Genomic DNA, 11,172 nt, shown 5'->3' on the forward strand with positions numbered 1-11,172 from the left:
TGCCCAAGGCGAGGTGGTGATGCAGCATTTCATTAAACATTAGCCCCCAAACCCAAACAACCCCACCATCAACCGTCCCAAATCATTCATCTCCTTCATGGGATGAAGCGGGAAGACCTCGCGTGCAGCCGCCAAAACCGGCTGCACGTACTTTTTGAGGGAGGCGGGCTTGATGTCTAGCTCTTTGGCAACTGACTTATGATGGGTGTGCTCCGGCCCTTCCTCGGCATATACCTTACACCAGGCGAGCAAAATGCGGCGGTGGTTTTGGGTGAGCGGTGGGTGTTCTTCCAGGTGTTGGGCGAATATCAAATCCAGTATCGACTCCGCCGAGAGCTGCTGTAATTCCGATTGTACCTTGCTGCCCACCTCCGCCTCAAAAATCACCAGCGGCCGCGACAGCAACATAGCATCCTGAAATTCGCATACCAAACGGTAGGAGTTGATGTGGTGGGTAATGTGGCGCTGCTCATCAAACCCGCTGGGTACTGAGACCTGGTTAAACCACAGGTAGTGCCCCTCTTCATGGCGCAGAGGGACCATGATGTTGTAGGAGACTTTTTGCTCCTGTAGCAGATCTTTGTACTTGATGGATAAGCGGTAAGCTGCCACGCCGAAGTGGAAGTACAAATCGTGGTAATCCGGGTGGACACGCTTGATATATTCCTCGTAAGTAACGTTTTTGCATCCAAGTAAGGCCCCGGTATTACAGCTCCACGGGATTTGAGTGGGAGGGCCCATCTTTAATTCCAGATGAAAAGAATCGACCTGTATATTTTCGCAAAGCTGTTTTTTGTAAGCTGCGGCAGAAGCCAAAGAAGCCTTCGTCGGTTGCCGGGCTTGTCCGAAAAGGTCTTTCAGTATTTTCGGAAAACGGTTGAGGTTGTTGTCCAGGACCATAGTGTAAGGGCTGTTAGGTTAACTACATATGTGAGCTAATATATACGAAGTGTAAAAGCTTGTGGCTCTATCCCCATGACAATGAGCCAGTAGACCTCCTCGATGAGCTAACAGCCATTTTGGATTCATTCTATCTGAGCCAGTATTGTAGCTTTATGCTGCCGTGATACGTTCAGCAGAGTGCCGTCCTGCAATATCACCTGACCGGTATGGCCTGCGTGACGAAACTCTTGTATTGCCGACAGCCGGACGGCATGAGAACGGTGAATACGCATAAAACCATAACTCGATAGTTCCTTTAAGGTGTCTTTCAGCGTACGGGAAACCACCTTTTGCCTGCCATTTTCAAGGTGCAGAACGCACATATTGCTGGCTGCCTGGCAATAGAGGATGTCATCCACAGGCACCGTTTCGAATCCACTGCGGTTGGGGATTTTGAAAATCGCTTTTTGAGCCGGTGGCAGTGGTGCTGCTGCAGGGGTTGCCGACTGCCTGGCCAGGATGGATTCCAACGACTCGCTTTTCTGTTTGTACAGCCGGTTAAGGTGGCTAAGGCCCATGTAAAAGCATAGAATTTCAAGCAAAACGCCCATGCGGGAGGTATGCATGGGAATAGACCATTGGCCGCTCTGAATGACTTTGTAGTAGGGCGTTGCCAAAACTTCCCCGTCTTTAGGAAGTATCCCGAGATGGTTAAGCAGTACCAGGGTAAAGGGCAGCATCATGAGTAGGGAGCCGGTGAAGATGTACCGGAATAGCGGTTTCCGAAATTGGGTCAACAGGTAGAGGACTACGGCATAAAAAAGCCCAAACAACAGGACACGGGTGTAGGTAAACAGGGTGAAGCTCCAGGCGTACCCAGGGTACAGCCGTAACAGCAGGTCTGTCAGAATAAGTCCGGCGCATACCCCTATTGAATAACCGAGCCAGCGGTGGGCAACCGGGGCTTCAGTACGAAGACTCAGGAACTGCCGGATAAAAACGACGTAAGCAATCGCCATCAGATAGGTAAGTATGGATTCTCCATAAACCACGATATATCGGTACTCGCTTAGTAAACTGTAGGGTGCTTGTCCGAACAGCCAACGTATTTGCTTGGCGTTGAGCCCAATACAGGCTAGTAAGTAAAATGCATAGTATAAAAAAGCCCGGTTCCGGTTGATGAGGTACTGGGTGCCGGAAAGTACAGTGAAAAAAGTGAGCAGCCCGAAAAACAGGTAGTAGAATTGCCGGTTGTTGGCTTTTTGAATCCGGATTTCCTGGTCTGATTGTAAGGCAGTTGGGCTTACCAGATATAAATCCGAAAGTCGTTGGTTCTCCAGGAATTCTTCTATGCGCAAAAGGTACACCTGCTTTTCCCGGGGCGGTAATTTCAACTCCAGGTAATGATAGGAGAAAGGATAGCTCAACTGGTCATAGCTACAGATGCTTCCGGCTTGCCCAACCTTTCTGGCAGCACCCCGCTCAATCAGGAATAAATCAGCGGAGGAGGCCTCTGTGGTCCAAAGTAATGAACGGATGCTATCTGTCGTAAGATTCTGCACAGAAAACTTAAACCAGTAGTTTCTGCCGGGCTTGACATACAATTTGCCCCGGTCGGGGAAAGACTCGAAGGGGTATTCTAAAACCGTATTTTCGTTGAGCTTTAAAGTGGGGTCGGTGTAGACCCTGAGGGAAGTAGTGATCGGCAGGGTATCTGGCAGGGGTAAGGTAAGTTTTACAGTAGCGGAATCTACGCGCTGAGCTAATCCTTGACCGGGTAGAAAACATAAGAGGAGCAAGATTTGATTTAACCTCACCAGAGCACATTTTATCGGGTGGTGCTGCAACTGCAACTTTCTCTTTCGTACGATCATTCTGAGGTTCATGTCTTATATCTTGGTCTGACCAAACGTATCGTTAAGTTACACTTTAAAGTTTTTATGTGAAAACCGCCCGTGATATATTCTTTGAAGCAGGCTGCAAAAGCGTATGATTCTCAAACCCTTAGCTACTTTTCTTACAGGAGTCCAGAAGTCCTTTTGAAATTAGTTTCCGTTAAAACTTAACCCCCAATTAACCCCAAACCCCGTACTTTAGCCTCAAAAACAACATGTACCGCCAATTTTACCTGCTCATCATTGCTGTTTTGGGCGTCATAACCGCCAACAGCCAAAACTGCACCTCCGACACCCTGCGCATTGATACCACCGCCGGGCCCCACCCCTTCACCAGCCTGGAGCTGAATAATGACGACTGCCAGTTCCAGTTTGCTATCGTCACCGACCGGACCGGCGGGCACCGCCCGGGCGTTTTCATGGACGGGGTGCGCAAGCTGAATTTGCTGCAGCCGGAGTTTGTGATGTCGGTGGGGGACCTGATCGAGGGGTACACGAAGGATACGGTGGAACTGGAGCGGCAGTGGGAAGAATTTACCGGCTTTACGGCCCAGCTGCAGATGCCGTTTTTCTATGTGCCGGGCAATCATGACATCACCAACGAAGTCATGGAGCGGGTATATCTGCAGCGGTTCGGGCAGACCTACTACCACTTTATCTATAAGGATGTGCTGTTCCTGTGCCTCAACTCCGAAGACCAGTACCGGGGCTCCAACCGGGGGACGATCTCGGATGCGCAGTACGAATACATCGAGCAGGTACTGGCGGAAAATAAAGAAGTGCGCTGGACCTTCCTGTTCATGCACCAACCGTTGTGGATCCTCAAAGACACCGAGCGCTGGGTGGATGTGGAGAAGCTGCTGGCCAACCGCAAGCATACGGTTTTTGTGGGGCACCACCACCATTATGTCAAGTACGAGCGCAATAACGGGCGCTACTTTATGTTGGCCACCACCGGAGGCGGGAGTGCCCTGCGTGGCCCGCAGCTGGGCGAGTTTGACCATGTGGTGTGGGTGACGATGACGGAGGAAGGGCCGGTGCTGGCGAACCTGCTCCTCGATGGGATTTGGGATGAGAATGTCGTCACTTCTGCATCCAGCGATTTTGTGAAAACCATCACCGCCCAGCGCCCCATCCGTGTGGAGCCGCTGCTGATGGACGGCGCTGCTTTTGAGGAGGCACAAATGGTGGTCAAAGTCTTCAACGATCAAAACGTGCCTATGCAGGTGAAGTGGGATGAGCAGTTCAGCTGGGGGCTGACCGGTGTGCTGAGCGCGCCCGAAATGACGGTAGCGCCTAACTCGGTGGACACCCTGCTAATCGACCTGAAGGCACGCAAAGGCGAAACTGCACTTTCCAACCTGGAAGCCCTGCCCCTGAAAGCAGAGGTAAGCTTTGATACCGAAGACTTCCCGGACCTGTCCATCCCTTTCTCTTTCAATCTCCGCCCGGCACAGAAGTATCAGCTGGAGCAGGCACCAAAGCGTGTCAAGGTAGACGGAAAGCTGAAGGAATGGGAGAACCTGCCTTATACCCTGCAGGACCTGCCCGGCGAAAGCCTGAATGCCCGCTTCAACCTGGGGTACGATGACGACTACCTCTACATCGCCGCCCGGGTGGAGGACGATCAGATCATGGTCGATACCGCTGAGGTCTCCTGGCAGCAGGACTTCATCGGGTTTGTGGTGAATGCCGAGCCTGCCGCCGTCAGTGCCAGCCGGACGGGGCAGGGGTGGTACGAAAATTCCATCCTGTTCACGGTAGCACCGGAAACGGAGGAGCTGCCGGCCTCCATTTTCTATGAGGATAAGTTGCCGGAAGGTGCTGAATATCGCTGCCAGGTGGAAGCCGAAGGCGTGTACGTGTTGGAAGCCGCTATCCCTCTGTCCTACCTCACAGAGCGGCAGGGCGAGAACTGGCGCTCTATCCGTTTCAATATGGTGGTGCAGGACCGCGATGTTGAAAAATCCGAAAATGGATGGCCCCGTTATCAGTTCATGCCTGACTGGCGGGGCGGGGAGAATTTCATGGGCTCGGGGCTGTTCTTTAGATAAAATCCAGCACCTGTTCGGGCGTGATGCATTGGTAACGGGCTTCAGGGTAGGCATTCTGCCATGGAGCGTAGCTGTTACGGTACTTTTTGGGATTCCACTTGAACTCGAAGCCGTTCAGGTGGCCGCCCATTTCCTCCACGTAGTCAATTTCTGCGCCAGTGTGGGTATTCCAGAAGTAAGTATTTGTAAATTGGAGGTTATAGCTTAGGTGCTTTTTGCGTTCAGCGATCAGAAAGTTTTCCCAAAGGCTTCCCTTGTCCTTCCGCAGGTGAATGGGGCTGAAGTCATTGATAACTGCATTGCGTACGCCTAGGTCATAAAAATAAATCTTGTTCATTTTTGTCATTTCTTTGCGAAGGTTTCGGCTGAAGCCCCCGAGCCGGAAAAGGACAAACCCCTTTTCTAAAAGGTCAATGTAGTTGTTGATCGTGTCTCGGTTGACCTTAAGGCTTTTAGCGAGTTCCTGAATGGATACGAACTGCCCCATCTGGTAAGCCAGCAATTGGACTAACTGATTGAGCTTTTCCGGATAGCGAATGTTGCCCAGTGCAAGTACATCTTTGTAGAGGTAGGCCTGTTTTAACTCGTTCAGGTATTGTATTTTTCGTTGCGTCCCTTCCAAGGTAATAGCTTCAGGGTAGGAACCAAAAAGCATCAAGCCTTCAAGCTTTGCGATGTTGAGCCCGGAAGAAATCTGGTTATACTCCAACCATTCCCGAAAGGAAATGGGGAATAGCGTATAGGTCCAGGTACGCCCGGTCAGCGGTTCTGAGATCCGATTGGCCAGGTCCAGGGACGATGAACCGGTAACGATGACACGCTTTTCGGGCATGGTGTCATGTATGATTTTCAGGTTAATGCCGATATCGGTGATGCGTTGTGCTTCATCAATAAAGAGCAAATCCGCTTCACCAATGAACCGTTTAAGCGCTTCAGGAGACCGGCTGGACAATACGGATAGATCCTCCCCACTATCGGCATTGACTTTGAGCGTTTTATAGTTTAATTTTTGAATGAGGTCATTAATTAGCGTCGTTTTGCCAACCTGACGGCTGCCGTACAGAATGATGATTTTATTGGAGTGCTGTAGCTCTTCTAAAAGGGTCGGTGCAAGGGCTCGCGCTATCATTTTTATTACAAAGATAAAAAAACAGCACAAATCGCGTGATTTCCAATGGTCAGCCATCGCAAATCGCGCGATTTGCGATGGTTTTGAGGATGTGCCTTTGCGTCCTCCTCTACGCGCTCTTTGCGTGAACCCCAAAAAACCTCCCCAAAATTCCGTGTTTTCACCCCGAACCAACCACACTAAAACAGCATGCACTGCGAACAAGTCAAGGAACGCCTCACCAATGGCAAAACCCGTGAGGCGATCGACATGCTTCGGCAGCCTCTGGAAAACACCCCGCTCTACGAAGAATGGATGATGGTCCGCGCCCGTTACGAAACCCTGCACGAGCGGGAGATGAAAGGCCTGCTATCGACTGCTGAGGCCCAACTGGAGCACAACCGGATCAAAGTAGGAGCGCTGTTTTAACCCTGTAATGATCCCCGACGCATCAAGCTGTTGAGCGGCAAAGGTATAAAAGTACTATCTTTATTGCCTACTCACACCTCACTAAGCATGACTCCCAATACACTTGCTGTTCTACCCTTCGTCAATCGCAGCCCGGACCCGGACAATGAATACTTCTGTGATGGCATCACAGAGGAGATCATCAATGCCCTGGCCCGTATTGAACAGCTAAAAGTGACCTCCCGGACTTCTTCCTTTCAGTTTAAAGGGCAGGCGCTGTCCTTGCGTGAAATAGCGGAGCAGCTAGGCGTGGCTGTTATATTGGAGGGCAGCATCCGCCTCTCCGGGCGTAAAGTCCGCATTATGGCTCAGCTGGTGCAGGCTGAGGAGGACTTCCACTTTTGGTCGGAGACCTGGGACCGGCAGCTGGACGATATCTTCGCCATTCAGGATGAGATTAGCCTTCTGATTGCCGAAAAACTCCGCGAACAGTTCGGGCACTTTGAAATCGAAGACCACCTCGTGGAGCCTCAAACCGATAGCCTTGATGCCTATGCCTATGCCCTGAAAGCCCGGTACTACCACAATCAATGGAACCCGTCTGATGTCAAAAAGGCCATTGAGCTCTTTGAGAAAGCCATTGTTTTGGATCCCCGCCATACGGAATCCTATGTTGGCCTTGCAGATGCCTATGGTTTTCTCGCGACCACCCAGTTTATGGACCCGGCTGAGGGCTGGCAGAAAGCAGCGGCCTACACGCAGCAAGCCTTCGAGCTCAACCCTAAAAACGCCGGGGTACATTATCAACTGTCCAACCTGGCTTTTTTCACGGAGTGTGATTTTGCGAAAGCTTTTGAGCACGCTCTGGAATCCATCCGCTTGAAACCCAACTATCCGGAAGCGCAGCAGTTTGTCGCTTTTCTCTATACCCTGGAAGGGAGTATGAAAGAAGCCGAAAAACACCTGGGGCTGGCACTCCTCATCGACCCGCTATCACAGGAAACCCTGTTTTTCAAAGCTTTCTTCGATTACCGCAACGGGGATTACCAAAGTGCGCTCCGCGAGCTTGATGCCTGCCTGCAAGCCAACCCCAATAATATTCCGGCTTACGTACAGCGCTCTTACTGCCTTCTAATGGAAGGCCGTTATCAGGAGACCCTGGACTTTATCAATCAAATTCCGCAGGATATTACGGTGGAAGGGGACAAGCAGGGTATCATTTGCCTGGCGCATATCCTGGCTGGCCATCAAAAGGAAGCGGCCGCCACGCTGGGATTACTCCGGGCTGAAGCGGCAAAACCGGATGCTTTTCAGGCGCATTCCTACTTGTTTATGGCTTATGCCTGCCTTGAGGAGGCGGATGCTGCCTTCGAATGGCTGGAAGAAGCTCTTCAGCTAAACTCCTCCGTGCTGCTGCTGAGCTACAGCGGACAATTGTCCAAAAAGCTGAGCAGTGATCCCCGCTACCGGGTTTTCCATGAGCGGCTATATGGAAGAAGTGGCAGGGAAGAAGAGATAGAACAAAAAACAGCTTTGCTGGATGAGGCTACCACGGAGGAATACCGTCAGCAGCTTCTGCAATTCATGGAAGCCGAAGAACCGTACCTGAATCCGGGTTTATCCCTGCGCAGCCTGGCGGAACAGATCGAAGTCCATCCCAATAAGTTATCCTGGCTGCTCAACGAAAGCCTGGGCAAAAACTATAACACATTCATCAACCAATACCGCGTGGCGCATTTCAAAAAGCTCGCCCTCAACCCGGCCAATGCACACATCTCCCTGCTCGGGCTGGCTTATGAGAGCGGGTTCAACTCCAAGACCGTCTTCAATACCTATTTCAAAAAGGAAACCGGTATGACGCCCCGGGCTTTCCTGAAAAGTGCGGATTCCGGTTCGGGAATATAAATCCGAACGTCTACCTGCTTTTTCAGAACGCAGCGCCCTGCTAAAGGGGCTTTCTTTGCATCATGAATCAGAAAAACACCACTATCATGACTGCATTGAAAATGAAAGCCGTTGTAATGACGGGCTACGGTTCCCCCGACGTTTTGACCTTTCAGGAGGTGGACAAGCCTGCTCCCCAACCCCGCGAAGTCCTCATCCGGGTACACGCTTCCTCGGCCACCACTGCCGATGGCATGATGCGGACCGGCACGCCCTACTTTGGGCGGTTGATGCTGGGGCTTACCAAACCTAAGCATCCGATTCCGGGCACAGGCTTTGCTGGTCAGGTGGAGGCGGTAGGGGCGGAGGTGACACAGTTTCAGCCCGGCGACCGTGTGTTTGGCGAAACCACCCTGGGCTTTAGCACCAACGCGGAATATGTTACCGTACCTGAATCCGGGGTTATCAGTTTGATGCCCGATCAGTTGAGCTACGCTGAGGCTGCTCCCTTTTGCGACGGAGCCGTTACTTCCTGGAATTACCTTCGCCACCTGGCTAATTTGCAACCGGGGCAACATATCCTGATCAACGGCGCTTCGGGCAGCCTGGGCACCGCAGCTGTCCAACTGGCAAAGTACCTGGGCGCAAAAGTAACCGCCGTTTGCAGTACCCGCAACCTTGGCCTGGTGCGCTCCCTGGGAGCCGATGAGGTGATTGACTACACCCGCAGGGATTTTACGAAAGGCACAGAAACCTATGATTTTATCTACGATACCGTGGGCAAAAGCTCCTTTAAGGCTTGTAAGTCAGTGCTCAAGGAAAATGGGCAATACCTCTGCCCTGTACTGGGCCTGCCATTACTGGTGCAAATGTTAAAAACTAATATCTTGGGTAAAAAGAAGGCGGTTTTTGCGGCCACCGGCCTGCGGTCGGACGAGGAGCTGCGGGACATGCTGGCCGAGCTCATTGAAATTTATGAAGCCGGAAAGCTCAAAATGGTGATTGACCGGCAGTATCCTCTGGAGAAAGTTGCAGAAGCCCATACCTATATTGCCGCAGGGCGTAAGAAAGGCAATGTGGTCATCACCTCCGCCGAATAAATCCAACCCTTCAAACCTTTAAGAATGAACCCCGATTATAATTATGCTGCCATCGCAGGCGGTACTATCATTGCCATGGCCCTTGCTGCCGGATTTTCCTACGGTTACGTTTGGACAACGCTGGTTGACTTTTCAGCCCCGGTGCAAACGATCACCAATCTCAAAAATGCCCTGCCTGTCTTCCGGGCAGGTGTCGCCGGCTGGCTGTTCATCGCCTTGTGTGACGTTGTAGCTGCCTGGGCGCTGTACCTGCTGTTTAAAAGTACTCATCCCGGGCTAGCCCTTTTGGTCGCCCTGTTGCGGCTGGCTTATACTGGTTTTTTGGAAATGGCCATTGGCGACCTGCTCTCTGCTACTGCTTTACTGGATAGCGGTGCAGGCCTTTCACCGGACCTGCTGAATCAGCAAGTATTGCTTCAACTGGAATCCTTTGAGGATACCTGGTCGCTCGGGCTGATACTGTTTGGGCTACACCTGGCAGCGTTGGGTTTGTTCGTCCGGCAAACAAAGGCTGGGCATTGGATTTGGGGAATTTTGCTCCTGATTGCAGGATGTAGCTACACTTTACTTCATTTGCAAAACCTTCTTGGCATTGCCCCCGATATGCCTTGGGGCACCATTGAAAATATATTAGCGGTCCCAATGACAATTAGTGAGCTGGGATTCGCCATGTGGTTGTTGGTAAAACGGCCGCAGTTCAACTCAAAATAAATGATAATGACCTCATTCTTTAAATCTGAAGCAGGCCGGGCAGTAGTTTTGTCCCTGTACGATCAAAAACTGCAAGCCCTGGGTATGGATCATCAGGCCCAAACTATCCGAACTCAATTTGGCCATACTAACGTGCTGATAACGGGCCCCGTTGACGGCCCGCCACTTATGCTCTTGCATGGGTCCAACGGCTGCGCCCCAATCGCTCTGGAGACGTATCCCAATCTGGCTGAAAAATACAGGGTTTATGCGGTGGATGTCCTGGCGCAACCCAACAAAAGCGAAGGAGAGCGCCTGAGCATGTCCGACTTGTCCTATGGGCAGTGGGTAAACGAACTCCTTATTCAGCTCGGGCTGGAAAGTGTCACCCTCGCTGGCTTTTCCTTCGGCGGGCTGATCATACTAAAGACGCTCGCTTTTGACGAATCCCTTGTCAAAGCCGCCTACCTCGCTGCTCCCGCTTATATCGTCAACGGCAATCCCCTGAAGTTGCTTTGGAAGATGTTTATTCCCATGAAGCGGTACATGAAAACAGCGAAGCCGAAGCATATCCGCCGGTTTTTGAGTGAAATCTTCACCGATGATGACCCATTCGCACTGGCATTCCTTGCTCAGGTATTCCTGCATTTTGAGATGGATTTCACCCCGGTTCCGGTCATGTCAAAGACGGAGGCCGGGCGCATCCGGACGCCCATCACCCTTTTTGCTGCCCAACAGGATATAGTATTCCCTGGAGAAAAAATGATTAAACGGGCCCGGAAGCTTTTCCCCAATCTCAGACAGACCGTTTTATTTGAAGACTCCAAACATGTGCAGGGCCGGACCCATAATGACCAAATTGAAAAGCTCATCCTGGAGGCCTGAGCCGGCGGATAAAGGAGGAAAATCAAAGCGTCTTTAGGAATTGTACCGAATAGGATGCCCGCAAAGCCCGTAAAGGGTCAGGCAGAGCCCACGAAGCATTACGCCAAGGTTGCAGTTTGCCCAAAATCTAAGAGCGTGTTGGGACTTTTGTCTTCTAGTCGAAAACTAACAATTTTTTGGTTAGACGAGGCACGAAAACCGGAGTTTAGCCTTAGCTAAATGAGGATTTTCGGGACGAAGTATAAGCAAAAAAGTGTAGTTTGCAG

At 51.3% G+C, this 11,172-nt stretch carries 9 protein-coding genes; 6 read left to right on the forward strand and 3 right to left on the reverse strand.

Going from position 1 to position 11,172, the window contains the following annotated elements:
- Positions 1-39 precede the first annotated feature (39 nt).
- Complete coding sequence (locus RIC19_RS20415) at positions 40-900, reverse strand: hypothetical protein (RefSeq protein WP_350180218.1); 861 nt, start codon at positions 898-900, stop codon at positions 40-42.
- Positions 901-1,025: 125 nt separating this feature from the next.
- On the reverse strand, positions 1,026-2,681 hold the full coding sequence (locus tag RIC19_RS20420; protein ID WP_350180219.1) for a LytTR family transcriptional regulator DNA-binding domain-containing protein: 1,656 nt from the start codon (positions 2,679-2,681) through the stop codon (positions 1,026-1,028).
- Between the two features lie 311 nt (positions 2,682-2,992).
- On the opposite strand from RIC19_RS20420, the gene RIC19_RS20425 reads away from it, so the two are divergent.
- Entirely contained in the window at positions 2,993-4,831 is a 1,839-nt protein-coding gene (locus RIC19_RS20425; protein ID WP_350180220.1) for a metallophosphoesterase, read from the forward strand.
- Here RIC19_RS20425 and RIC19_RS20430 read toward each other — a convergent pair.
- Entirely contained in the window at positions 4,824-5,960 is a 1,137-nt protein-coding gene (locus RIC19_RS20430) for an ATP-binding protein (RefSeq protein WP_350180221.1), read from the reverse strand. The two genes, RIC19_RS20425 and RIC19_RS20430, sit on opposite strands and share 8 nt — an antisense overlap.
- 189 nt (positions 5,961-6,149) lie before the next feature.
- Here RIC19_RS20430 and RIC19_RS20435 point away from each other — a divergent pair, with 189 nt between their 5' ends.
- From RIC19_RS20435 to RIC19_RS20455, 5 genes are all read left to right on the forward strand, one after another.
- Complete coding sequence (locus RIC19_RS20435) at positions 6,150-6,368, forward strand: hypothetical protein (RefSeq protein WP_350180222.1); 219 nt, start codon at positions 6,150-6,152, stop codon at positions 6,366-6,368.
- 87 nt (positions 6,369-6,455) lie between these two features.
- Positions 6,456-8,252 carry a tetratricopeptide repeat protein gene (locus RIC19_RS20440; RefSeq protein ID WP_350180223.1) on the forward strand — a complete coding sequence of 599 codons (1,797 nt, stop codon included), beginning with the start codon at positions 6,456-6,458 and terminating at the stop codon, positions 8,250-8,252.
- An 86-nt stretch (positions 8,253-8,338) separates the two neighbouring features.
- Entirely contained in the window at positions 8,339-9,331 is a 993-nt protein-coding gene (locus RIC19_RS20445; protein WP_350180224.1) for an NAD(P)-dependent alcohol dehydrogenase, read from the forward strand.
- A gap of 24 nt (positions 9,332-9,355) precedes the next feature.
- Positions 9,356-10,042 carry a DUF4386 domain-containing protein gene (locus tag RIC19_RS20450; protein WP_350180225.1) on the forward strand — a complete coding sequence of 229 codons (687 nt, stop codon included), beginning with the start codon at positions 9,356-9,358 and terminating at the stop codon, positions 10,040-10,042.
- A 6-nt stretch (positions 10,043-10,048) separates the two neighbouring features.
- Complete coding sequence (locus RIC19_RS20455) at positions 10,049-10,906, forward strand: alpha/beta fold hydrolase (protein ID WP_350180226.1); 858 nt, start codon at positions 10,049-10,051, stop codon at positions 10,904-10,906.
- The last annotated feature ends 266 nt before the right edge of the window (positions 10,907-11,172 follow it).

The organism is Phaeodactylibacter sp., assembly GCF_040219495.1.
In the GTDB taxonomy this organism is placed as follows: Bacteria; Bacteroidota; Bacteroidia; order Chitinophagales; family Saprospiraceae; genus Phaeodactylibacter.